Annotated in this window: 23 protein-coding genes; 11 read left to right on the forward strand and 12 right to left on the reverse strand. The window is 49.9% G+C overall.

The genetic code is table 11. The features are described from left to right. Nucleotides 1-75: 75 nt before the first annotated feature. Nucleotides 76-267, reverse strand: a complete 192-nt coding sequence (locus HR45_RS10565) for a YheV family putative zinc ribbon protein (RefSeq protein WP_037442830.1) — start codon at nt 265-267, stop codon at nt 76-78. Between the two features lie 152 nt (nt 268-419). Between HR45_RS10565 and HR45_RS10570 the strand changes: the two genes are divergently transcribed. The 5 genes from HR45_RS10570 (at nt 420) to HR45_RS10590 (ending at nt 5,175) form a co-directional block, all read left to right on the forward strand. Next, nucleotides 420-2,333, forward strand: a complete 1,914-nt coding sequence (locus tag HR45_RS10570) for an ABC transporter ATP-binding protein (protein WP_037442697.1) — start codon at nt 420-422, stop codon at nt 2,331-2,333. A gap of 39 nt (nt 2,334-2,372) precedes the next feature. Next, nucleotides 2,373-2,828: a TIGR02444 family protein gene (locus HR45_RS10575; RefSeq protein ID WP_037442699.1), complete on the forward strand. Its 456-nt coding sequence runs from the start codon at nt 2,373-2,375 to the stop codon at nt 2,826-2,828. Nucleotides 2,829-2,929: 101 nt separating this feature from the next. After that, entirely contained in the window at nt 2,930-3,898 is a 969-nt protein-coding gene (locus HR45_RS10580; protein ID WP_037442701.1) for a hydrolase, read from the forward strand. Next, nucleotides 3,882-4,136: a YheU family protein gene (locus tag HR45_RS10585; protein ID WP_037442703.1), complete on the forward strand. Its 255-nt coding sequence runs from the start codon at nt 3,882-3,884 to the stop codon at nt 4,134-4,136. The genes HR45_RS10580 and HR45_RS10585 overlap by 17 nt, the downstream gene beginning before the upstream one ends. A 109-nt stretch (nt 4,137-4,245) precedes the next feature. Then, nucleotides 4,246-5,175 carry a phosphoribulokinase gene (locus HR45_RS10590; RefSeq protein WP_052074678.1) on the forward strand — a complete coding sequence of 310 codons (930 nt, stop codon included), beginning with the start codon at nt 4,246-4,248 and terminating at the stop codon, nt 5,173-5,175. Nucleotides 5,176-5,313: 138 nt separating this feature from the next. Here the strand turns inward: HR45_RS10590 and HR45_RS10595 are convergent, their stop codons facing one another. Further along, on the reverse strand, nt 5,314-6,051 hold the full coding sequence (locus tag HR45_RS10595; RefSeq protein WP_052074679.1) for a tetratricopeptide repeat protein: 738 nt from the start codon (nt 6,049-6,051) through the stop codon (nt 5,314-5,316). A 410-nt stretch (nt 6,052-6,461) separates the two neighbouring features. On the opposite strand from HR45_RS10595, the gene crp reads away from it, so the two are divergent. The 5 genes from crp (at nt 6,462) to HR45_RS10620 (ending at nt 10,732) form a co-directional block, all read left to right on the forward strand. Continuing rightward, nucleotides 6,462-7,097 carry a cAMP-activated global transcriptional regulator CRP gene (crp, locus tag HR45_RS10600; protein WP_037442706.1) on the forward strand — a complete coding sequence of 212 codons (636 nt, stop codon included), beginning with the start codon at nt 6,462-6,464 and terminating at the stop codon, nt 7,095-7,097. 79 nt (nt 7,098-7,176) lie between these two features. Next, nucleotides 7,177-7,542 (forward strand): PepSY domain-containing protein, encoded by a 366-nt coding sequence (locus tag HR45_RS10605; protein ID WP_037442708.1) that lies wholly within the window; start codon nt 7,177-7,179, stop codon nt 7,540-7,542. Further along, nucleotides 7,523-8,194: a response regulator transcription factor gene (locus HR45_RS10610; RefSeq protein ID WP_037442710.1), complete on the forward strand. Its 672-nt coding sequence runs from the start codon at nt 7,523-7,525 to the stop codon at nt 8,192-8,194. The genes HR45_RS10605 and HR45_RS10610 overlap by 20 nt, the downstream gene beginning before the upstream one ends. A gap of 3 nt (nt 8,195-8,197) precedes the next feature. Next, entirely contained in the window at nt 8,198-9,526 is a 1,329-nt protein-coding gene (locus HR45_RS10615; RefSeq protein WP_037442712.1) for an ATP-binding protein, read from the forward strand. A gap of 189 nt (nt 9,527-9,715) precedes the next feature. Next, nucleotides 9,716-10,732: a DUF4382 domain-containing protein gene (locus tag HR45_RS10620; protein ID WP_037442714.1), complete on the forward strand. Its 1,017-nt coding sequence runs from the start codon at nt 9,716-9,718 to the stop codon at nt 10,730-10,732. Between the two features lie 50 nt (nt 10,733-10,782). On the opposite strand, the gene HR45_RS10625 is transcribed toward HR45_RS10620, so the two are convergent. The 5 genes from HR45_RS10625 to HR45_RS19435 form a co-directional block, all read right to left on the reverse strand. Then, nucleotides 10,783-11,526 carry a metallophosphoesterase family protein gene (locus HR45_RS10625; RefSeq protein ID WP_037442716.1) on the reverse strand — a complete coding sequence of 248 codons (744 nt, stop codon included), beginning with the start codon at nt 11,524-11,526 and terminating at the stop codon, nt 10,783-10,785. Between the two features lie 26 nt (nt 11,527-11,552). After that, nucleotides 11,553-11,999: a hypothetical protein gene (locus HR45_RS10630; RefSeq protein WP_037442718.1), complete on the reverse strand. Its 447-nt coding sequence runs from the start codon at nt 11,997-11,999 to the stop codon at nt 11,553-11,555. 191 nt (nt 12,000-12,190) lie between these two features. Further along, complete coding sequence (locus HR45_RS10635) at nt 12,191-13,744, reverse strand: DHA2 family efflux MFS transporter permease subunit (RefSeq protein WP_052074685.1); 1,554 nt, start codon at nt 13,742-13,744, stop codon at nt 12,191-12,193. Between the two features lie 11 nt (nt 13,745-13,755). Continuing rightward, nucleotides 13,756-14,946, reverse strand: a complete 1,191-nt coding sequence (locus tag HR45_RS19430) for an HlyD/EmrA/EmrK family protein (protein WP_037442720.1) — start codon at nt 14,944-14,946, stop codon at nt 13,756-13,758. A gap of 15 nt (nt 14,947-14,961) precedes the next feature. Next, a complete protein-coding gene (locus HR45_RS19435) occupies nt 14,962-16,407 on the reverse strand; it encodes an efflux transporter outer membrane subunit (protein WP_241461097.1) in 1,446 nt (481 codons plus the stop codon). 101 nt (nt 16,408-16,508) lie between these two features. Here HR45_RS19435 and HR45_RS10650 point away from each other — a divergent pair, with 101 nt between their 5' ends. After that, nucleotides 16,509-17,108, forward strand: coding sequence for a TetR/AcrR family transcriptional regulator (locus tag HR45_RS10650; protein WP_037442722.1), 600 nt, complete (start codon nt 16,509-16,511; stop codon nt 17,106-17,108). Nucleotides 17,109-17,209: 101 nt separating this feature from the next. Here the strand turns inward: HR45_RS10650 and HR45_RS10655 are convergent, their stop codons facing one another. From HR45_RS10655 to HR45_RS10675, 5 genes are all read right to left on the reverse strand, one after another. Beyond that, nucleotides 17,210-18,022 (reverse strand): DUF1338 domain-containing protein, encoded by an 813-nt coding sequence (locus HR45_RS10655; protein WP_037442724.1) that lies wholly within the window; start codon nt 18,020-18,022, stop codon nt 17,210-17,212. A 57-nt stretch (nt 18,023-18,079) separates the two neighbouring features. Then, on the reverse strand, nt 18,080-19,540 hold the full coding sequence (gene astD / locus HR45_RS10660; RefSeq protein ID WP_037442726.1) for a succinylglutamate-semialdehyde dehydrogenase: 1,461 nt from the start codon (nt 19,538-19,540) through the stop codon (nt 18,080-18,082). Nucleotides 19,541-19,551: 11 nt separating this feature from the next. Next, nucleotides 19,552-20,574, reverse strand: a complete 1,023-nt coding sequence (astA, locus tag HR45_RS10665; protein ID WP_037442727.1) for an arginine N-succinyltransferase — start codon at nt 20,572-20,574, stop codon at nt 19,552-19,554. Nucleotides 20,575-20,665: 91 nt separating this feature from the next. Then, complete coding sequence (locus HR45_RS10670) at nt 20,666-21,883, reverse strand: aspartate aminotransferase family protein (protein ID WP_037442729.1); 1,218 nt, start codon at nt 21,881-21,883, stop codon at nt 20,666-20,668. A gap of 396 nt (nt 21,884-22,279) precedes the next feature. Then, nucleotides 22,280-23,416: an HDOD domain-containing protein gene (locus HR45_RS10675; protein WP_037442731.1), complete on the reverse strand. Its 1,137-nt coding sequence runs from the start codon at nt 23,414-23,416 to the stop codon at nt 22,280-22,282. Between the last annotated feature and the right edge of the window lie 148 nt (nt 23,417-23,564).

Consider the following 23,564-nt stretch of genomic DNA (forward strand, 5'->3'; position numbering starts at 1 on the left):
GGCAACGCAACCGCCGCAGAACTGCCGCTCACGCAAGCAATTCCGCGAAAAATGTTACGTTAATGAAATGGAGGATTAATCGGGCTTGAACAAGCCGATAACTTCACCGTTGGCTTTTTGGCTGACTTTTTGTTCAGTTTGCTGTTCGCGATAATCACACTCGACACATTCGACAGTTTCAATACCGTTCTCTTTAAACAGCACAATGCTATCTACCGCGTTACATTTAGGGCACTTAGCACCGGCAACAAAGCGTTTTCTGGTCATTTTGAGCCTGATGGTAATCAATTTGATAGCGCCATTTTGCCACATTCACCGCGCAAGCGGCAGCTTTTCATTCGCCGCGGCGCTAGCACTGGCTGCCGCGACTAAGCTATCATCGGCGCTTTAATTGCCTATTTGTAGAACCAGCGCTGTAGATGATCACCATTTCCCAAGCAGAACTTATCCGTGGCAGCAAAACGCTGCTGAGCGAAGCCTCCATGACGCTTTATCCCGGCCACAAGGTGGGTTTAGTCGGCGCCAACGGCACCGGCAAGTCGTCGTTGCTGGCGTTAATCATGGGGAAACTGCAGTTGGACAAAGGGGAAATCCAAGTGCCAAGTCAGTGGCAAATTGCCACTGTGGCTCAGGAAACCCCGGCGTTGGATGTATCAGCGTTAGAATATGTGTTGGATGGTGACCGCGAATTCCGCCAGTTGGAGCAACAACTCGCCGTGGCCGAAACCAACAATGATGGCCATCAAATTGCTGAGCTACACGGCAAGCTGGATGCGGTGGGCGGTTATAGCATTCGCGCTCGCGCTGGCACCCTACTCGCTGGCTTAGGTTTTAGCGAAGAGAAACAAAGCAATCCGGTGAGAAGTTTTTCCGGTGGTTGGCGTATGCGCCTTAACTTGGCCCAAGCGCTGTTATGTCGCTCGGATCTGTTGCTGCTTGACGAACCAACTAACCACTTAGACCTCGATACCATGTTCTGGCTGGAAAGCTGGCTCAAGAGTTACCCCGGCACCTTAGTGCTCATCAGCCACGACCGCGATTTTATCGATGGTGTGGTCGATGAAATCATTCATGTAGAAAACCAGCAGCTCAATTATTACAAAGGCAACTACAGTGCCTTTGAACGTATCCGCGCCGAGCGCATGGTGCAGCAACAGATTGCCTTTGAACGGCAGCAACGGGAACGCGCGCACATGCAGTCGTTTGTGGATCGTTTCCGCTATAAAGCCAGTAAAGCCCGTCAGGCACAGAGTCGCTTAAAAGCGTTGGAAAAGATGGCTGAGCTGATGCCAGCCAAGGCCGACAGCGAGTTCCATATGGAGTTTTTGGCGCCACTCGCGTTGCCCAATCCGTTGGTGGCGATGGAAAAAGTGGCCGTTGGTTATGGCGATACTACCATCCTGAATTCAGTGCATCTGAATCTTGTACCCGGAGCACGTATCGGTTTGCTGGGGCGCAATGGTGCCGGTAAATCGACGCTGATTAAGTTGCTTGCGGGTGAACTACAAGCGCAACGCGGCAAGTATGAACCCAACCCCGGACTGAGCATTGGTTACTTTGCCCAACATCAGATTGAATTTTTAAGCTTGGATGATTCACCACTGATGCACTTGCAGCGTTTGGCCCCAAATGCCCGCGAACAGGAGCTGCGTGACTTTCTTGGCGGTTTTGGCTTCCACGGTGATATGGCGTTAGCGCCAGTACGGCCATTCTCCGGTGGTGAAAAGGCGCGCTTAGTATTAGCGTTGTTGGTGTGGCAGCGCCCTAACCTGTTGCTGCTCGACGAACCGACCAACCACTTAGACTTGGACATGCGTCACGCGCTGACGCTGGCACTGCAAGGCTTTGAAGGTGCGATGGTGATTGTATCGCATGATCGCCATCTGTTGCGCCTCACCTGTGATGATTACTATTTAGTCGACAATGGTGAAGTGGAAAGCTTTAACGGCGATCTGGACGATTATCACCAGTGGCTGCTGGACGCAGCTAAAGCGGCCAAATCGCAAGCCCAAACCGAAGTCGAAACACCGAAACCACAGCAGGACAAAAAACAGCAAAAGCGGATTGAAGCGGAACTGCGGCAGAAGCTGTCGCCGTTGAAAAAGCAGCAAAGTAAGTTAGAAACTGAACAGCAAAAATGTAATCAACGCTTAAACGAGTTGGAACAACAACTGGCTGATACCAGTTTGTATGAAGCACAAAACAAAGCCACCTTGACGCAAATTTTGGCCGAGCGCACACAACTGAGCCAACAACTTGAAGAAAGTGAGATGGAGTGGCTTGAACTGCAAGAGCAAATAGATGACATTGAAACGGAAGCATTCAATAGCTAACGAGTGCTGTAGTTCAATTATTAAGGCAGGGATAAGCAAGTGTTAGAGGAACGGGTATTTGATAGTTCGCTCTGGAGCGACGGCGAGCGGTTGTACAGCACAGTGCAAAACACCTGTATTACGCTGCAGGATGAGTACGGCTTAGCAGTCAATTTGCTGCTGTTGGCTATCACGCTGGACAAACGCACTATCGCTTTAGGGGAAGACTGCTGGCAACGATTGCAGGATGAGTTTAACAGTTGGCAGCAGCGCTTTTTAGCGCCGTTCAGACAGCTACGACGACTTTCAAAGACGCAACTGCAAGAGCAGGAATATCGCCGCATGTTGGATGTCGAGTTGATGTTAGAGCGCAATGGTCAAAGACTTATTCTCAACAGGCTTAATCAAGACTGCTCTGTCTATCCTTATCAAGCGCCACACTGGAATCTCAACTGCTATCTGTCGATGTTTAATCTCTCAGCTGAACAGTTCCCCGAGTTACTCGCCGCCCGCTAGACGAATACCAGCAGCAGTTGTCGAAGCCGATATAGCATCGGCTTCATGTTACACTCTCCATCAACTCTCTATTTGCTCTATCCACGGTAGCCACTGCCCGTATGCCACAAACATTTAAAGCGCCCTGGTGGGCAAAAAATCCGCATGTTCAGACCATTTTGCCCGTCATGACAAAACCGCCGATGCCGGCATTAAGGCGTGAACGGCTCGAACTCACTGACGGTGACTTTATCGACTTGGACTGGCTCAGTAACTGGCATGCTGAGGCACCGATTGTGATCATAGTGCATGGCTTAGAAGGCAGCGCTAAATCGCACTACGCAAGGCGCATGCTGCATCGGTGTCAGCAACAAGGCCTCAATGCCGTCGTGCATCATCATCGGGGCTGCTCAGGTGAAGATAACCGCTTGGCGCGTAGTTATCACAGTGGTGACACTGCCGATTTACAGGCCACTTTAGCGCTGATTAAACAACGCTATCCACAACAGCCTTTACTGGCGGTAGGTTACAGTTTAGGCGGAAATGTCCTAGCAAAATATCAGGCTGAGCAACAGCAACATAGCCTGCTTCAGGCCGCAGTGGTCGTGTCTGCCCCCTTAGCGCTCGCCAGTTGTTCACGCAAACTGGAGCAAGGTTTTTCACGCATCTACCAACGCTATTTACTTAAGCAGTTGCAGCAAAAAATGCGGCTGAAGCTGCAACGCCATCAGAGCATCACCAAGATGGATATCGCTGCATTAAACACCTTCTATCGCTTCGATGACCAGATAACGGCGCCATTACACGGTTTTCGCGATGCGGACGATTACTACCAACAATCCAGCGCAAAACCACTCATTGCTCAAATTTGCCAGCCAACACTGATTTTACATGCTGCTGACGATCCATTTATGAGTGAGGCGGTGCTATTAGATAGCAAGCAACTGCCAGCGGCAGTAGAGTATGAATTATGGCCCCACGGCGGCCATGTCGGTTTTATTAACGGCGGAACTCCATGGCGCCCGCAATACTATTTAGAAAGCCGAATTATCCAATTTTTACAGGAGCATTGTGATGTTAGTGCCTTTTGACGCGCTGCAAAGCTTACCGCAAGCCACCCTCGACAATCTGATCCATGAATATCTGCTGTCGCAAATAGAAGATGGTAGTTTTGTTGAATTGGATAGCGATACCATGCAACAAGCAACCGCTAAATGCATGATGATGCTTAAGAAAAAAGAGCTATATGTGGAGTACAGTGAAGATGATGAATCGATCGCGATCCGCAGCCGAGAGGAGATCTCACGCCGCACGCCGATCAGCGAATGATTGACCTAGGCCGCACACTACCTTATAAGTTAATACCGCCTGATATGCTGTTTTACTCATAAAGCAGCGCATCTCCTCCCTCGCACATGCAAATTAAACGGTATAGAAAATGTCTGTAAAACATCCGATTATCGCTGTTACAGGTTCCTCAGGTGCCGGTACAACGACAACCACAACTGCGTTTAGCCACATCTTCAGACAGCTGGGCATTAACGCGGCATATGTGGAAGGTGACAGTTTTCATCACTATACCCGCGCCGAAATGGAGGTGATGATCCGCAAAGCCAAAGCGGAGAATCGTAACATCAGTTATTTTGGTGCCGAAGCTAACGACTTTGCCCGTCTAGAGAAATGTTTTGTTGATTATGGCGCCTGTGGCGTCGGCGAAACCCGTGCTTATCTGCATACTTTTGACGAAGCGGTGCCTTACAACCAGATGCCCGGCACCTTCACCCAATGGCACCCACTGCCCGACGACACCGACATGCTTTATTACGAAGGGCTACATGGCGGCGTAGTCACGCCTGAGCATGATGTGGCACAACATGTGGATTTGCTGATTGGGATGGTACCAATTGTAAACCTTGAGTGGATCCAAAAGATTATTCGCGATACCTCGGAACGTGGTCACAGCAAAGAAAAGGTGATGGGCTCTATCGTGCGTTCGATGGAAGATTACATCAACCACATTACGCCGCAGTTTTCCCGTACGCATATTAACTTTCAGCGGGTTCCGACGGTCGATACCTCTAACCCCTTTAGCGCCAAAGATATTCCTAGCCTAGATGAGAGCTTTGTAGTGATCCGTTTTCGCGGTATGGATAATGTCGATTTTCCGTATTACCTTCGCATGATCCAGGGCTCATTTATGTCACGGGTGAATACTTTGGTCGTGCCGGGCGGCAAGATGTCCTTAGCCATGGAGCTAATTTTGACTCCATTAATCCGCGAGCTCATGGAAAAACGTAAGGCCTGTTTAGCCATGGAAGCGTTGGAGGCACAGGCGCGAAATAAACCCGATCCACAGCCAGGCAATTAATGTTGGATTAAGTCGTCATCCGTATGCTGAGCAGCATCAGGATTTCGTTGAAATACTGATAGATGACATACTCAGCTATCCGGATTCCCCCACCACAATCTGTCTGTTAACTGAGTATGTCATCATCCCACTTAACGCTTATTCGAGCGGTAAAATCTCCCGATAAGGTTTGTGATTACGGTAATCTTCTAACCGTTGGCGAAACTCATCCTCTTTATTTTTAAGCTGATGGTTAGCACTCAATTCGAGTTGTACCAGCGCTTGCTTTTGCGTGGCGACCGCCGAGACAAAATCGCCCATTTCCGCATAAGCGGCGGCAAGGTTATCGAGAAATGTGGGATCAGCTTCATTCGCTTTTAACAATTCGGTCGCCAGCGCAACGGCGCGTTCACCATCACGAAACTGCTGCTCGGGACAGGTCGCTAAAATCCAAGCCACATTGCCCATCGAGACCTTATCGCCAGCATCAGAAAAGTAATGCACCGCCTTACCACAATCGCGTGCAACGCCGGTTCCACCCGCCGCATAGACAAATCCAAGTCGGAACTTGGCCCAGTGATCCCCCGTGTCCGCCAGCTTGCGATACCAATGTTCCGCGGTCGACAAATTACGCGCAACAATGCGGCCTTCAAAGGTGAGATCAGCGAGCGCACGCTGTGCATCGGCATCATTGGCATCAGCCGCTTGTCGCAGCAGCCCCATGCCTTTATCTATGTCCTTTGACATATAACGACCCGAGATATACATCAGCCCAAGCAGGTACTGTGACTGCGCATCGCCGCGGTCGGCATTGAATTGGATCAGCGCCACTCGGCCAGCAACCACCTCTTGTTGAGGCTGCGGTAAACGAAATGCTGAAGCTGGCATCGATAGCATCAATACACTACCTAGCGCGCAATAGATAAGAGCAGAATATCTCAAGCTGCGTCCTCTTAAATCATCCGGTGCCGTTCAGTTAGCCAGATTTAACAATTAAAGTCGAGCCACAAACGACGAAAACTCAGATCCAAATTGCGTCATCTTTTTCAATCAATTTGTCTATCGGCATGAGCGCTGCAAGTGGTGATTGTGACTTGACTTGCAAGACAGAGATCCGAGTTGTGGTTTTAACGAGTAATCATTGACATATATCACTAAAGTATCAAAATGGTTGCGTTAATTGACAAACATTAATAAGGAGTGAGTCAAAACGGCCAAGAGTTCTGGGGAGCAACTGTCGATAATTTGACTCGCTTTAGTTATTTAGCATAACCTAACTTTACTTCAATCAATCGAGGAACACAGGCATGGCTCTGATTGGTAAGCCAAAACCAGATCCAACGCTGGAATGGTTTTTATCTCACTGTCACATTCATAAGTATCCAGCCAAAAGTACATTGATCCATGCTGGCGAAGATTCCGATACGCTTTACTACATCGTAAAAGGATCTGTCGCTGTATTGATCAAGGATGACGAAGGCAAAGAAATGATCCTGTCTTATTTGAACCAGGGTGATTTCATTGGCGAACTAGGTTTGTTTGAAGAACAAGCAGAACGTACCGCTTGGGTACGTGCGAAACAGGCATGTGAGATTGCCGAGATTTCCTACAAAAAATTCAAACAACTCATTCAAGTTAACCCAGAAATTCTGATGAAGCTGGCAGCACAGATGGCACACCGTCTGCAGAACACCAGTCAGAAAGTGGGTAACCTCGCATTCTTAGACGTGGCTGGTCGTATCGCGCAAACTTTGCTGCACTTAGCGCAACAACCAGACGCAATGACACATCCAGACGGTATGCAAATTAAGATCACCCGTCAGGAGATCGGCCAGATTGTTGGCTGTTCACGTGAAACTGTTGGCCGTATTTTGAAGATGCTGGAAGAGCAAAACCTCATCCAAGCACACGGTAAAACCATCGTAGTATATGGTACTCGCTGATAGCTTCAGTTTGAGTTAATGCTGCAAATCTAGAATGGTCAGAATGAAAATTCTGGCCATTTTTATTTAGTGGAGCACCATGACACGACTGAATTTAGTGCAATATTTCAGCCTGCTGACATGCGTTGCCTTCACCAATTTTTCGGCACTCGCCCACGACCAAGCCCATCCATTAGAACCCGACCACGAGTTAGCCAAATCTTTAGTCGCCTCGGGCATCATCCGCTCTTTAGATCAAACTCTTGCAGAGCTATTGCGCCACTGCAATGCTGAACTACTTGACGCCCACTTATATCAATCTGATGGGGAATGGCGTTATGATTTATATATCAGGTTTCGTCAGGGCATAGTGCAAAGCCTGATAGTAAATGCCAGTGACGGCACACTGATAAGTCCTGACAAGTTACCAGGAGATTGTTTACCCGATGAAGCTGCTGCTCGTTGAAGATAATGAATTACTGGTCAGTGAACTGACTAAACAACTGAAAGCTGCTGGCTATGTTACCGATGTTGCAGCCAACGCTATGGATGCCGATTATCTACTGAAAGAAAGTCCTTATGACTGCGTCATACTGGATATCGGTCTACCTGATGGCAATGGGCTTGAGCTGTTACAACACTGGCGCCAGCAAGATATTAGTACCCCTGTGATTATGCTCACCGCGCGTAGCCAATGGCACGAAAAAGTAGAAGGCTTTAATGCGGGTGCTGACGATTATCTGGGTAAACCATTTCACACGCAGGAGTTGCTCGCCCGTCTGCAGGCGGTGATCTCACGCAGCAATGGCCGCGCGACTGCGCCCAACAAACAACTCAGTTTTGGCGGCATCACGCTCGATGAATCAGAGCAAACGGTGGCGGTCGGCGAACAGCGTTATGAGTTGACCGCCATGGAGTTTCGCCTGCTACGTATTTTCTTACTTTCACCGAAAAAGCTGTTGTCTAAGAATCAATTAAGCGACAAGTTGTATCAGTTTGACGATGAAAAAGAGAGTAATGTCGTTGAGGTGTATGTAACGCATTTGCGCAAGAAACTCGGCAAAACAGCCATCGAAACTCGTCGCGGTCAGGGCTATATTTTTCACGGCATTCAATAAGCTATGATGTCCATCCGCCTTAAGCTCACCATCTGGCTCACCTCGCTGGTGATGATAAGTTCATTGGTGAGCTTAATCTATATTGAGTCGATGCTGCGCCAAGCTTTTCACGACTCCATTATCGATCGCCTGCGCGAAGATATTACCCAGGTGGAGATGGCCACCCAAATCAGCGCGCAGCAAATCAGTGTTGATGCCAATGTGTTGTCAAGCTTCTACAAACCTGCCTATTCGGGACGTTACTACCAACTCAACGTCGGTAATACCGAAATTCGTTCGCGCTCGCTGTGGGATCAACATCTGAACGTGCAACCACTTGAGGCCGGTAAAACCCGAGTATGGCAAGCAAAAGGCCCGAAAAAACACGATATTCAGCTATTATCGATTGGCCTGCCCACTTCATCGGAAACCGGCAATGCTACGCTCACCGTCGCACAGGATCTCAGCATCGGTCGTAAAGTGTTTCGCGAAGTTTATGGCACCAAGTTGCTCGGTAATTTGGCCATGTTAGCAGCGATGATTATCGGCATTTTTATCATTTTGCATCAGTCTTTTAAGCCCATTTCCGGGGTAAAGCAGGCGTTAGCCAAATTGCGTCAAGGCGAAACTAATTCGCTCGATATCAGCCAAATGCCAGCAGAGATTAAACCACTGGCGGAAACCTACAATGGTCTGTTGGAATATACCGGGGTCCAGATCCAGCGGAGTCGTAATAACCTTGGCAACCTCAGCCATGGGCTGAAAACACCGCTGGCAGTGATGCGACAACAGGTAGAAGTGTTAGCACTTAAAGACCCGCAAACCGCACAGGTGCTCGACCAACAATTGCAGCAAATCCACAATATGATTGAGCGCAAGTTGGCGGCAGCACGTGCCACTGGCGATATGTTACCTGCGGCGCAAATGGTATTGCCGCGAGACATCGACAGTCTTTGCAATACGCTGCAGAAGGTGTACCACCATAAAGCGGTTCAGTTAAAGTTCGATCTATCTTCACAAATCACTCGGCTGCCAATTCATCGCGAAGATGGCATGGAGCTGCTTGGTAACCTGCTCGATAACGCCTTTAAGTGGGCGTCAGCGCAAGTGCTGATCCGCGTCTGGCCACAGCAAGGGCGCATCTTTATTAGCGTTGAAGATGATGGGCCCGGCGTACCTGAGCATGAGCTGGATAAAGTCACTCGTCGTGGTAAACGTCTAGACGAAGAAGTCGCAGGTCATGGTCTTGGACTGTCAATTGTGAAAGATATCGCCGAGCAATATCAGTTTGAGGTTCAATTTGACCGTAGCCCGGCACTTGGCGGCTTACGCGTTAGCTTGAGCCACACTTAACATTCTTAGCTTTCCCAACAGCGCTTCTGCATCAATAACCAGCACTAAGTATTACAATAATATCCATTAGATATTTTGAATGAAAAACGCCTAACTTTGATTTACATCAGCAAACGTAACAAAGTGCAGCGTTATGTTTGGGGCTCTTTTTACAATTGTTAACCTATTTTGTTAACGAAGGAGCCCACCATGAAGCTCTTCCAATATGCTTTCCTATTTTCAGCAATATCAGCTGTGACGGCATGTGGCGGCAGTAGCGATACTGTCGACACGAAAGAACAACAAGCAGGCCTGATATCGATTGCACTATCAGATTCACCCATGGCGGGAGTCTCGGCCGTGCAATTGCAGCTGGGTCAATTGATGATGACTGATGCTAACAACGTTGAACACAGTTATTCGCTCAACAACATGACCATCAATATGCTCGACTATCAGGGCAAAGCGAGCATAAATGTGGTGGATAGCTTGCAGATCCCCGCAGGCCAATATCACAACGTCTACATGACGGTAGTGCAAGGCGATGGCAACAATGGCTGCTATGTTGATGATGGTCAAGGCCGCCACGCCTTAACCGTCGAAGATGGTGTGCTCCCCATGCAGAACTTCACCATGCTTAATGCCGAAAATCATACTTACACCATGGAGGTTAACCTGTACCAAGGACTGCATTATGGACAGCAGTATGGTTATCAATTGGCACAAGACGGATTGAGAACTGTGAACAACTTGCACATGGGACATATGCTTGGCGACGTCGATCCACAATGGATTGCCAGTTGTGAAGCAGCAAACCCTGATGCCGTTGCAGCGAATGGTAGTTTTATCCATCTGGCCTATATCTATCCGGCTGCGAGTGTCACCGATATTTCACAGATGGGCGACGTTTATGCCTCGCCAGCAGCAGGGATGACAGCTCCAATGGCTGTCGCGCCTATTCACTTAGATGATGACGGTAACTGGTATTTTGGCATGGGTTATCTGCCAGAAGGCGAATACCGTGTTGGCTATAGCTGTTCGGGTAACTTAGATGATCCGCTTACCGATGACACCTCGAGTGGCCAATTCAATATGTTTGCCGATGCGGGCACGGTAACAATTGTTGCTGGTGCAACAGGTGGCACAGATACCTATGTGCAATGCGGCATGATGGGAACAGGCAATGGTCATTGGGGTGGTATGGGCATGGGAATGGGTGGCGGCTAATCATTTCCAAGTAACTTACTGATAATAATACCAAATAATGATATCACCGATTAACGCCGCCCGCTGCTGAGGAAACGTGCCCAATCAGCACGTCCTTGCCGTAAGGCGGCCGTTGCAGCCTGCGCATAATCGTAGGCAACCGCGATCTGTTCCACCTGCCAACCTTGGGGCTGTTGCTCAATAATGGCGTAACGCGCATGCGGACTGTAATTCTCAATGGCATGTGCCACTGGCAAATCATCGGTATATGCTGGCAATCCCACACTGCCAGGATTCACAATCAATTGCCCGGAGCTGGTTGTTACGGTACGTGGTAAATGCGTATGTCCACACAACACCACTTCCGCACGCTGGCTTTTGAGCAGCCGCATAATCTCCGCATCACTGCGTATAACGGCATGACCTTGTTGGACATCTTCCAGCAAATAAATCAAATCATCGTCGGGCGTACCATGGCAGATAAACACCTCTGGTGTTAGTTGCAAACTTGCTGGTAAGGTTTGCAACCAGCGTAATGGTGCATCTCCTAACTGCTGCAATATAAATTGCAGCGTCGGATTCATCTCCAGCTCTTGTGCGGTTGCTTGATAGATTTGCCGATCTTGATTACCGCGGATGGTGATTAATGGATGTTGCAGCAGTAATTCATAAGTCGCTAACGGTGCAATCGGCCCATAAAGTATGTCACCCAAGTTGACGACTATATCGACCTGTCGTTTAGCGATATCCTCAAGCACAGCGTGTAACGCGTAAACGTTACTATGAATGTCTGAAATTGCCGCAATACGCACCATAACTCCTTATCGGATCTCTGTTTGAGTTATTCAGCTTTGGATAGAGACTTAGCATCGAGATGCGCTGCCAGTAACACCATAAACCTAAACAATGACTTTATTTTTAAATCGTAGTTGGCTTGGCTGTCCGCCTGTACGAGTTTGCTTAATGTCTTCATTTTGGCATAGGCATTTTTCACCATATAAGTGCTGTCCTTACCGATATATTTTTTGAATTCATCGAAATCGCCAATCGTCGTCGATGTCACAAGGCGTCTATCCAAGGTCAATCCCTGCGCTAACGCGTCATCAAACGCTTTGTGCTCTAACCCTGCAACAATTTGCTTAGCAGGCAATTGCGCCTTTAACGCCTCGGCCAAAAACAGCAGATTACTTTGTATTTCAAACACTAGCGTCTGCTGTTTATGCTGCCGCGATTGCCAGCGAGAAAACTCCTTTTCGACAACATCATATAGCTCTTTCCAAATACTCATGGTGTTCCTTGCGTGCGTAGCTGGCCCATAGATAACAGTTAACGCGTATGACTCAATCTCAACAACTCAATCGCCATAATGCCATGATTGCCATTGCAAAAGCAGTAATGATGATGGTTAACACTCAGATAATAAATCCAAAAAAAGCTCCTCAACAAGAGGAGCAAAAGGGCTTTGGAAGGATGAAAAAATTAGTGACTGGCGCCGGGGTCAACCGCATGCTGCGGTTTGGGCGATAGCCAAATCGCAAACGCGCCGACCGCAAAGATCGCCGCAATCCACATAAAGATCTGATTGGTGGCAATCATCGAGCTTTGCTGCTGCAGCATCCAGTTGAGCGAGTTAAGGGTTTGATCGTGACTCATGCCGCCCGCCTGCATCTGCTGCGCCGCCACGCCAACACGGTCAGTCAACCCTGATAACTCGGAATGCACATAGGTGGTTTCGTTTTCCCACGCTGTATTCACCATCGAGGTAGCAAAGGCGCCGGAGAGCGTTCGAATAAAGTTGAACAAACCAGCTGCGGAATCCATCTCCGCCGGTTTAACACACCCAAGCGCAATCGCCGTCAGCGGCACAAAGAACAGTGGCATACCAATCCCTTGGTAAAACATCGGCATGCTGATCTGCCAGAAGGTCATATCCATATTGTTGCCCGCTCGCAGCCAGGTCCATAACCCGAGCCACAACACGCCAAAGAACACGAACGGCCTTGGGTCGAACTTACTCACCGCCGCAGCAATCGCGGGCGCGATAAACACCGCAATAATCCCCATGGTGGCGGTGGCGTAACCCGACTCAGTCGCGGTGTAGCCCATGTAGATCTGCAGCCACAACGGCGTGATCACTGTGATGCCGAAAAACGCCCCAAAGCCTAAACTCAAGGTCAGCATGCTGGCGGAAAACCCGCGATGGCGAAACACCCGCAGATCCACCACCGGATTGCGCTCGGTCAGCTCCCAAATCAAAAATGAAATAAAGCCAATCAGCGCGATAATCGCCAGCACGGTGATGCGAGTCGATTCGAACCAGTCGTGATCTTTGCCTTCATCAAGCATGATCTGCAGCGCGCCAACCCAAACCACCAGCAGCAACAAGCCCATCTTATCGATAGAGGCTTTGACCGTTTTGGTTTCAAATTTAGCAATGATCTTCCAGCAAGCTAAGCCCGCCAAAATCGCCAATGGCACTTTGAAATAAAAGATGTAGGGCCATGAGAATTGGTCACACAGCACGCCGCCCAAAATCGGCCCCATGATGGGCGCAACCAAGGTCGTCATACTCCAAATACCAATCGCCGCATGGCTTTTGTCTTTGGGGAAGATGCGGATCATCAGCGTTTGCGACAATGGCATCATCGGGCCGCCAGACAGCCCTAAAAATACCCGGCACGCCACCAACATGGTCATGCTGGTCGCCATACCGCACAGCAGCGAAAAGACGCCAAACATAATCAAACAGGTGACGAACACTCGCACCGAACCAAAGCGGCGCGATAGCCAACCGGTGAGCGGCACCGAAATCGCTTCAGCCACCGCATAAGAGGTGATTACGTATGTGCCTTGGCTGGTTGAGGTACCGAGACTACCGGCGATATTCGACACCGACACGTTGGCGATAGTGGTATCCAAAATCGCCAAAAAGTTTGCCATTGCCAAACACAGCACCCCACCAAACAGCGCGAGGCCGGTTAGCGGCGCCGGCTCGTTCGGCACAGGCGCAGCGGTTACATCGGTCTGAGTCATCAGTGCCAACCTTAGCCTTCAGTTGGCAGTTGACGATCAGCCACTGCGGCAATCGCATCTTTATTTAGCGGCGCAGCGGTATCAATGGTCACTTCCATCGACAACCCCACGTGCAGCGGATGCTTAGCCAACTCTTCGGGATCTAGCCCGATCCGTACTGGCAAACGTTGCACCACTTTAATCCAGTTACCGGTAGCGTTTTGCGCCGGAATCGCCGAAAACGCTGAGCCCGTACCGCCAGACACGCCGGTGACTACGCCGTGATAGACCACATCATCACCGTACAAATCCGCAGTAATTTCCACCGGTTGGCCGACTTGCAGCTTACCAAGTTCCACCTCTTTGAAGTTGGCATCCACATGCATATTTTGCACAGGGACTACCGCCATTAGAGGCTCGCCCACTTGTACCCGGCGGCCGACTTGCACGCTGCGCTGCGCCACAATACCACTGACGGGCGCGTGGATAACGGTGCGTTCCAAATCGATTTTGGCTTGCTCAAAACGGGCTTTGGCTTGCAGTACTTCTGGGTTGGTTTCTACAGTGGTATCAATAATATGCGCAGCGTTGGCTTTCTTATTGCCGATGGTAGATAAGCGGTTTGCTTTCGCTTGGGCAGCGGCGGCTTTAGCAGCATTCAGATTGGCTTGGGCTTGAGCAAATGCGGTTTTGGCATTACTCATCTCTTCGCCAGATACGGAGCCGGATTTAATCAGGTTTTCGCGCCGTTTAAGATCCAATGTTGCGCGGGCAAAATCCGCTTGGGCGATGGTCAACTGCGCTGCTGCACGTTGTTGATCCGCTTCGCGGGCAGCCACTAATGCGGCTAAGCCTTCATCGCTAGCGATATAGCCTTGCACGCGGCGTTTAGCCAAAGCCAAATCAGCGGTCGCGCGATCAAACGCCAGCTTGGCATCGCTGTCGTCAATCACCACCAACACATCGCCTTTGTTAACCCACTGGGTGTCGACCACATTCACTTTGGCCACAATACCGCCCACCGCAGGCGTAACCGCCGCCACTTCGGTCGCGGTATAGGCGTTGTCGGTCGCGATGTAGCGTGAGCCGATAAAATACCAATAGGCGGTTGCCGCCAGTGCCGCCAACACAATCACAGCAACTAACACGGTAAACCCTTTTTTGCGCGCAGATTGCGCACTGGCAGCATCAAACGGCTGCTCTACAACTTCTTGAGAACTCATGAAACTTTCCTGTGATTAAGACTGCTGAGATTGATAACCGCCACCCAGCGCATGCACTAGCGCTAGGTCGAGCGAGAACGCCCGCGACTGCAAATTCACTAACGCCCGCTTACTGCCAAGCAATCGGTCTTCGGCGGAGAGCACTTCCAAATAGGTGGCTAGTCCGCCTTTGTAGCGATTGCTGGCAATTTGGTGCGCCACTTCCGCAGCATCAACCGCGGCTTGTGTCGCAGCTATTTGCCCATCCAGCGCTTGGGTACTGGTGAGCACATCGGCTACTTCATTGAGCGCATTGGTCAGCGTTTGCTGGTAGCTCGCCGCCGCTTGGTCAAATCCCGCTTCCGCCGCACTTAATTGCCCTTCGAGTCGACCGCCAGAAAACAGCGGCAGATAAATTGCCGGGCCAACGCTGCCGGCATCATTACCGCTATCAAACAGGCTATTTAAGCCAAACGCCTGCACACCGACAAAGGCCGACAAGCTGACATCGGGATAGAACTGCGCTTTAGCAACACCTATTTGATAGGCAGCAGCTTCGGCGCGCCACCGAGCGGCGGTCACGTCAGGACGATGCGCTAGCAAGCCCACGCCCGCATGCTCAGGTAAACCGAAAGTTTGCTGCAGCTGAATGGCCGGACGTTTGATGGTTAACGCCGCATCAGGCCCGGCGCCCAGCAGCGCGGCAATGGCGTGTTGTTGCAGGGTGATAGATTCCTGCACCGCCAACACCTCCGCTTGCGCGCTATTGGCCACCGCTTTGGCTTGGCTGGCAGTGCCTTGGTTTTCTAACCCGTTGTCAAACCGCTGGGTTAGCAGCTCAAAAGTTTGCTGACGTACATCAAGCGCTGCTTGCACGGTATCGAGGTTGGCGTACAAACGCGCAAGCTCTGCATAGGCATTAGCAATCGCCGTGGTCAACATCAATTTCGCAGCTGCTTGCTCTGCTTTTGCTGCGGCTAATTGCGACGATGCGGCGACGACAGCGCTTTTGTTTTTGCTCCAAAAATCGATGTCGTAGCTGAAGTTCAGCGTGAGCGAGCCGTAATCATTCCAGTTACGTGGCGGGTTATAGGCTTGATAGCGATAACTGACTTTGGACTCAGACACCGATGCAGCTGCACCGACTTGCGGCATTTCGGCCGCTCCCACTTGTTTCGCCGCGGCTTTGGCTGCGGCTAAGCGCGCACTGGCCAGTTTCAACGTTGGCGCGTCGTGCAGCGCTTGGTCGATCAAACTGTCCAATTGCGGGTCTTGATAGCGCTGCCACCAAGCGGCAGTCGGCCAACTAATTCTGTCTTTATCGGCAAACGTTTGCGCGTATTGCGGCGCGACGGCGGTTTGCATGGCATGCACTTGCTCATCGGCATCATGCAAGGCGCACCCATTGAGCCCTAAAGCCCCAAGCACCGCTAGCGTGGTTAAGGCTAACCGCTGCAGCTTGGGACATGTGTGATGAATCACATCAACCTCCATAACTAAACTGTACCGTACAGTTTATATTCTTGACAGCACCAACAAGTCAAGCGAAACTCGTTCACAGAAAAAGATGATGGACAGCGAAGATGCGGGTAAAAACGGAAAAAAAACGGCTAGCAATCATTGAGATAGCAAAAGAGGCTTTTTTCAGCCAAGGCTTTGAAAAAACTTCAATGTCGTATATTTCGCAGCAACTTGGCGGCTCCAAAGCCACGCTCTATAACTACTTTTCATCTAAAGACGAAATTTTTTATGCCGTAATGGAATCTTCGGCCACCGAACTGATCGCAAATGCGTTTAACTCACTCAACAACGCCAAAGAGATCCGCGCCAGCCTGATCGCCTTTGGTATCAACTATCTTGATTTGATTCTGACGCCGGAAATTATGGCGATTCAACGCATGGTGATGGCGGAAGCAGGCAAAAGCGATCTGGGCAAAAAGTTCTATGCCAAAGGCCCAAAACGCGGTTGGGATGAAGTGAGCAAGTTTCTAACCTTACGAATTGAGAGCAAAGAGCTACGCGCTGATATCCAGCCATGGCATGCGGCGATGCAACTCAAAGGGTTATTGGAAGCTGAGTTGGTGATGCCCTACTCGCTCGGCGCCATTGATAAACCAACTGCAAAGCAGATCCGCGATATAGTCGAGCGTGCGATTGATGCGTTTTTAACTCTAAATCAGTAACTTTTTATCACTCACTAGGCCATGAAAAAACGCGCTCAATCGGCGCGTTTTTTAGTTCCATCAATCACTGGCGCACTAAACCGACGCGCTCAGCCCTCGGTTCAAGCTTTAGCACTCACATTCGTATTAGTGCTCTCAAAAATCTTATCAGCAGACGCCTCAACAAAACCACGATAGAGAGTGCCGTCAGCTTGCGGATAACGCAGCGCAAATTCATAGAAACAACTTGGAATGGTGTGGCCGCCATCATCAAACGCCACTGGAATTTGGTCAGCCATGGTGGATGATTGCTCCAGCATCACCGCAGGTGAACCTTTCACTTCACCGCCGGCGCTATTGAGCACAATGCCGGCGTGTTTCAGAGTGTCGTTCACCGCCACAATCGAGTCGTACAGTTTGAGGTGATTCACTGACACGGTAAAATGATTGGCGCGATAACCAAACGCAGCCAGCCAAGCAGCATATTCACTCTCCGCTAACAGCTGCTCGTAGGTGGCAAAATCCAGCGCCCAGTGACGGCCGGAATAGAGAAATTCATCCGCCATCACTGCCGCATCCGCCACTTGGTCCACCATGTTGGCCACAGTTTGCTGCAGCCAAGGGCTGAACTGCTCTACCAATAACTCAGAGATAAACACCTTAGGTTTGGTCGCATCGGGATGCTCATAGTGCTTGGCTTTGAGCTTTTTCTGCTTAAACTCATACTCGCCCGCCGCGCGATACCCCAGCGCTTCAAAGTGCGCCGCCAGCACAGGCAAGCCCACTTTGGGCAGGTTAAAGGTACGCAGCGCAATATGATCGTTAATGATCTCATCATCTTGGGCTAACAGATCGTGTACTTTGGCCGCCGATGGGGTCTGGTGCAAATAATCCTGCCACATGGCCGCAAACAGTGAATCAATATTCTGATGCATAGCAACTCCTTGAAGATCCACCGCATCGGGACAGCAACACGCCGATGCGCACAAAAATTACAGGGTTAAGCCTGGGCTAAGCTTTTCTGGCAAGCTTAGGCTATCCGCTTCCATTGAGGCCACCGGATAGGCGCAGTAATCAGCCGCATAAAACGCACTCGGGCGATGATTCCCCGAATCGCCAATACCGCCAAATGGGGCGGAACCCGCAGCGCCAGTTATCTGTTTATTCCAGTTCACAATGCCAGCGCGACTGCGGGCGAGGAAGTAGTCAAACTCGTCACGGCTGTCAGACAGCAACCCCGCTGACAAACCATAACGGGTGTTGTTAGCGATGCTGATCGCCTCATCAAAGCTATTGTAACGAATAAGCTGCAACAGCGGACCGAAGAACTCTTCATCAGGCAGCCCAGCCACGGCTGTCACATCAATCAGCCCAGGAGATACTAACCCTGTACCTTCGGCAAGCGAGGTCATAGTGACTAAGCTGGTACCGCCAAGTTGCTGCAGCTGAGCTTGTGCCTGCAACATCGCCTTGGCAGCGGTAGCGGAAATCATCGCCCCCATAAATGGCTGCGGCTCAGCATTCCACGGCGCGACGCGGATCTGCTTAATCGCACTCACTAACTCGTCGATTAATGCATCGCCTTGCGTGCTTTTTGGCACCAACAGACGGCGCGCACAGGTGCAGCGTTGTCCGGCTGAGATATAAGCTGATTGAATAATTTCATGCACTGCAGCTTTTGAATCGGCCACATCACGCACGATCAATGGGTTGTTACCACCCATCTCCAGTGCGAGAATTTTGCCCGGACGACCACCAAATTGCTGATGCAGCATCTGGCCGGTGCGTGAGCTGCCGGTAAAGAACAAGCCATCAATGCGATCGTGCGCCGCCAAGGCTTTGCCAGTGTCGACTTCACCTTGCACCAAGTTAATCACCCCAGCAGGTAAGCCCGCTTGTTGCCACAGTTTTAACATCAACTCGGCAACGGCAGGTGTCTGCTCCGACGGCTTAAACACCACAGTGTTGCCCGCTAAAAGTGCAGGCACTATGTGACCGTTGGGCAGATGGCCGGGAAAGTTATACGGCCCAAATACAGCAACGACACCATGCGGTTTATGACGCAGCACAGCGCGCGCTGCAGGCAAGTCGTTTTCGGTAGTGCCGGTGCGTTGTTGATAAGCTTTGGCTGACAGCGCGATTTTGCCAATCATGGCGCCGGCTTCAGTGGCGGTTTCCCACAAAGGTTTACCGGTTTCTTCTGCGATCAGCGTGGCCATCTCATCACGATGTTGCTCAAGCTGCGCTTTATAGGCTTCGACAATAGCAATTCGCTTATCAAAACCCAGCATAAACCAGTCAAATTGTGCCGCAGCTGCTGCGCTTACAGCGCTATCCACCTGCGCCGCAGTGGCCGCATTGCCTTGCCAAATCTGCTCGCCATTGGCGGGATTAAACGACGCCATGGATGCGCCTTCACCTGCCTGCCATGTTCCGTTAATCAGCTGTGTCATAACCAAAATTCCTATATTGCGAGCACTCGCATAGCTTGCCCAACGTCGAGCAGCAGCGCTTTAGCAAGTGCGGGTGAAATGTTCACAGTGTCGCTGTCTTCATCAATATGCAGCGTGGTGAGTGTGGCGCGGAAATCGTCGAGCAAGGTATTGGCGACGATATACTGAACCTCGCTTTCAACCAACGCTTTGCTGATGTTGACTGTGTATAAACGACTTTCTTTGACCGAGCGAATGTCGTCTCGAGAACACTCAACCGTCGGGCCAGCGTCAAAGATGTCGATATAGTTGCGCCAGCGGAAACCTTCAGCTTGTAACATACTCAGCGCCGGACGAGTATTGTGGTGTACTTCGCCAATCACTCGCTGCGCAGCTTCCGGCAATAAGCACACATACACAGGACTGCGTGGCATCATCTCTGCCATAAACGCCTTTTGCCCTACACCGGACAGATAATCAGCTTCTGTAAATTCAATGCCTAAAAAATATTCTTGCAGCCAGCCGTAAAACGGTGAGCTGCCGTTTTCATCACTAATGCCGCGCATCTCGGCTATCACGGTTTCGCCAAAACGTTCAGGGAACTGCGCCAGCAGCATAAAACGCACACGGGATAGCAAACGCCCATTAAGCCCACGGCGGTAACTTTGGCGTAAAAACAGGGTGCACAACTCAGCGGAGCCGGTGTAATCGTGGCACAGGGTAAGCGTCTCGACTTCGTTGCGCACCCCGATTTGGCCAGAGTAATAGACCTCTGTACCAAGACGATAGTGATAAAAAGCATCCTGTTGGCCTACCGCCGCTTCAACACCACAAGTACCGACAACATCGCCGCTGTCGGTATCTTCTAACACCATCAAGTAACCTTCATCGCCAGGATGAGTAATATGCTTACTGAAAGAAGCTTCAGAACGGGCGATGCGGTTCGCTAATAACTGATCATTTACCGGCAGTGAAGTGAAGCCATGCCCCGACTCCACGGCGATAGTTTTGAGGGCGTCAAAGTCGGTATGGCGAATTGGCCGAATGATTAACATGGTCAATATCTCCCTAAATCCCAACTACAGCACGGGGGCATGAATGCCCCCGGCGGGATCGATATTTCGCCGCAATAATGCGTGAAACATCTTACGCAGTCACAATCTGTGCTACTGCGGCTTCAAAGCGTTTCAGACCTTCAGCAATGTCGGCTTCTGGGATGATCAACGATGGGGCAAAACGCACCACGTTAGCGCCCGCCACCAGCGTCATCAGACCGTTATCGATAGACGCTAACAGGAAGTCGCGGCTACGGCCCTGGTATTTTTCATTGAGCACGCCACCGAGCAACAAACCTTTACCACGGATTTGAGAGAACACATGATACTTGTCGTTAATGGCGTTCAGACCATCGCGGAACAACTGCTCACGTTGCTTCACACCATCAAGCACTTCTGGGGTGTTAACGATATCGATGACCGCATTACCCACAGCACATGCCAGCGGGTTACCACCATAAGTAGAACCATGAGTCCCGACTTTAAAGTGGGCAGCAATCTCATTGGTGGTCAACATCGCCGCCAGAGGGAAACCGCCACCAATCGCTTTAGCGGTGGTTAAAATATCTGGCGTAACATCAGTGCCCATGTAGGCATACAGATCGCCAGTACGGCCTACACCGGTTTGTACTTCGTCAAAAATCACTAACGCATTGTACTTATCTGCTAATTCACGCACTTTGCTGAGGAATTCAGGTTCAGGACTGATAATACCACCTTCGCCTTGCAAAGGTTCAATCATAATGGCGCAGGTGCTATCCGACATCGTCGCTTCCAACGCCGCGATATCATTGTATGGAATATGAGTGATGCCCTGAGGTTTCGGTCCGAAGCCATCAGAATAGGTCGCTTGACCACCGACGCTTACGGTAAAGAAGGTACGGCCGTGGAACGCCTTATCAAAAGCGATGATTTGATCTTTGCCTTCACCATATTTATCAAAAGCATAACGACGTGCCAATTTGAGTGCGGCTTCGTTAGCTTCGGCGCCAGAGTTGGCGAAAAAGACTTTGTCAGCAAAGGTGGCATTAACCAACTTAGTCGCCAATGCCAAAGCTGGCTCGTTCGTCATTACGTTAGAAAGATGCCACAGCTTTTCGCCCTGTTCTTTCAATGCTGTAACCAGCGCAGGATGACAATGTCCAAGCGCCGTTACCGCAATACCACCAGCAAAATCGATAAATTCTGTTCCCTGCTGATCCCAAACGCGGCTGCCTTCCCCTTTTACTGGGATCACAGGAGATGGTGCATAATTAGGCACCATAACTTCATCGAATTGCTCGCGGGTCAACTTCATTTCTACTGTCATTATTGCTAATCCTTTCTTTACAGAAGGTGGCTTTATGTACGCTTCTGTCGCAGTGTTACCAATGGTTTTGATCGAATGCTACTGCGAGTGTGCGTTTTGTTTATGTGACATTAATAGCCAAATTGTGATCAAAACACCAGATTGATTACAGAGGCTGACAGCACTCACACCACCAATTTGAATAACAAATTGATTTAATAACCTAATGAGGCGGTATTAGGCTGATTTAGCGGCATAAATAGTCACAAAAAAAACACAAACTCACCAAAGTGTTTAATTATTCGATAAAGTTGAATAATTATACAGATAGTAGCAGTAGCGACTATAAGAATGAAGTTCTGTTGTAAGGAATTTTACGGGATAATTGGGTGACGCATGGCAAGTTGCGAATACAGTTCACACCGCATCTGTTTTACGGAAATTCTGTGCGCTCAGACGAATCACTTCCTGTTCAGATAATTCATAGTAGCGATACATCAATTGACGCTCATTGAAACTCAGTTGCTGCACTTCTTCGAGCATCAAACATTTGGCATAACACGCCGCTTTCGCAATCAGTTTGGCATCGTCAGTTAAGTCAAAAACACCTTTGGTTTCAGTGAGTTCACGCAAAACCTCTACAGCTTTAGCATCGCCGAACCCCAAGCTTTCAGGTAACTTCCAAGATAACGCCAGACTTTGCTCAGCAATTAACGGCCACACCTGGGCTAATGGAAATTGGCACACAGACACCGCATCATGCAACGCACTGTCTTGTTCAGTAGCTGCTTCACGCATCCATGTCTGCCTCAGTTGTTCAAACAGTCCGGCACTCACACCTAACATGACAGACATACCTAATTGTTTCATCAAAGCTATGGCGTAAAACAGACTGTGTTCCTGATGATGTAACTGCGCTAATGCGCGCGCGGCGATCCCCTGTAGCTGCGAGAAACGCCAGACTTTACGGTTCACCCACAGTAAGCTCGGCGACGGTGACAACCAATGCCGGCAGAGATAGTAAGGAATATAGACGCGCAAATTATCTAAACCGATATAAGCCAATACCAGCTTGAGATCTTGCACTTGGGTATCAGAGTGCTGCGGACGCCGTGCCATAAAAGAAGGACTATTGACTATGGTCGTCAGGTCACGCCCCAACCAACCTATTTCAGCAATCACCGGACGCAAACGATTAAGATCTAAGCGCGGCGAGTTCAGTAGTTCCAACAGTAACAGCTGTTTATCTGAAACATTACTGTCTTTCAGAAACTGTTGTGGTTGCGACAAGCAATTGCCTAACTCGCCCAACAATAGCTTGGTCAATTGCTCACCTAGCTGTTCAATCAGTTGTTGTGCTTGTTGCTTCTTCTCAAGCCGTTTTAACGCAGCATCACGCTCAACTTCGAGTTTGTAGGCTAGGGCTTCCAGCTCACTTTCCAGCGGATTCAACGATGCACCGCGCTGCTGCCCGGAAATCAATTGCTGATAAAAACGCTGTTCAATGTCGTTAATGGCGGACGGTTTCGCACCGCCGACTATGGAAGCAACCAAAATTCTTCTTTCCTACAAATCGTTAACCCTGACTCAACTGCTATTCTAACTAGTTAATTTATCGGCCTCACCTGTTTTTATTGTAGGTAACCTGCGCAAAGTTGCTGTTTTGTGGCGGCGATTTAAAGTGACGAAATGTTATTCAAAA

Origin of the sequence: Shewanella mangrovi (assembly GCF_000753795.1) — a bacterium.
Lineage (GTDB): Bacteria > Pseudomonadota > Gammaproteobacteria > Enterobacterales > Shewanellaceae > Shewanella > Shewanella mangrovi.

Excerpts from the sequence above, each read along its gene's own strand:
- HR45_RS10655 (WP_037442724.1), bottom strand. The coding sequence starts at position 18,022 with ATGCATCAGAATATTGATTCACTGTTTGCGGCCATGTGGCAGGATTAT.
- HR45_RS19430 (WP_037442720.1), bottom strand. The coding sequence starts at position 14,946 with ATGAGTTCTCAAGAAGTTGTAGAGCAGCCGTTTGATGCTGCCAGTGCG.
- HR45_RS10615 (WP_037442712.1), top strand. The coding sequence starts at position 8,198 with ATGATGTCCATCCGCCTTAAGCTCACCATCTGGCTCACCTCGCTGGTG.
- HR45_RS10670 (WP_037442729.1), bottom strand. The coding sequence starts at position 21,883 with ATGACAGTAGAAATGAAGTTGACCCGCGAGCAATTCGATGAAGTTATG.
- HR45_RS10570 (WP_037442697.1), top strand. The coding sequence starts at position 420 with ATGATCACCATTTCCCAAGCAGAACTTATCCGTGGCAGCAAAACGCTG.
- HR45_RS10585 (WP_037442703.1), top strand. The coding sequence starts at position 3,882 with ATGTTAGTGCCTTTTGACGCGCTGCAAAGCTTACCGCAAGCCACCCTC.
- HR45_RS10625 (WP_037442716.1), bottom strand. The coding sequence starts at position 11,526 with ATGGTGCGTATTGCGGCAATTTCAGACATTCATAGTAACGTTTACGCG.
- astA (WP_037442727.1), bottom strand. The coding sequence starts at position 20,574 with ATGTTAATCATTCGGCCAATTCGCCATACCGACTTTGACGCCCTCAAA.
- HR45_RS10595 (WP_052074679.1), bottom strand. The coding sequence starts at position 6,051 with ATGCTATCGATGCCAGCTTCAGCATTTCGTTTACCGCAGCCTCAACAA.
- HR45_RS10635 (WP_052074685.1), bottom strand. The coding sequence starts at position 13,744 with ATGACTCAGACCGATGTAACCGCTGCGCCTGTGCCGAACGAGCCGGCG.
- HR45_RS10565 (WP_037442830.1), bottom strand. The coding sequence starts at position 267 with ATGACCAGAAAACGCTTTGTTGCCGGTGCTAAGTGCCCTAAATGTAAC.
- HR45_RS10610 (WP_037442710.1), top strand. The coding sequence starts at position 7,523 with ATGAAGCTGCTGCTCGTTGAAGATAATGAATTACTGGTCAGTGAACTG.
- HR45_RS10650 (WP_037442722.1), top strand. The coding sequence starts at position 16,509 with ATGCGGGTAAAAACGGAAAAAAAACGGCTAGCAATCATTGAGATAGCA.
- crp (WP_037442706.1), top strand. The coding sequence starts at position 6,462 with ATGGCTCTGATTGGTAAGCCAAAACCAGATCCAACGCTGGAATGGTTT.
- astD (WP_037442726.1), bottom strand. The coding sequence starts at position 19,540 with ATGACACAGCTGATTAACGGAACATGGCAGGCAGGTGAAGGCGCATCC.
- HR45_RS10580 (WP_037442701.1), top strand. The coding sequence starts at position 2,930 with ATGCCACAAACATTTAAAGCGCCCTGGTGGGCAAAAAATCCGCATGTT.
- HR45_RS10630 (WP_037442718.1), bottom strand. The coding sequence starts at position 11,999 with ATGAGTATTTGGAAAGAGCTATATGATGTTGTCGAAAAGGAGTTTTCT.
- HR45_RS10605 (WP_037442708.1), top strand. The coding sequence starts at position 7,177 with ATGACACGACTGAATTTAGTGCAATATTTCAGCCTGCTGACATGCGTT.
- HR45_RS10590 (WP_052074678.1), top strand. The coding sequence starts at position 4,246 with ATGTCTGTAAAACATCCGATTATCGCTGTTACAGGTTCCTCAGGTGCC.
- HR45_RS10620 (WP_037442714.1), top strand. The coding sequence starts at position 9,716 with ATGAAGCTCTTCCAATATGCTTTCCTATTTTCAGCAATATCAGCTGTG.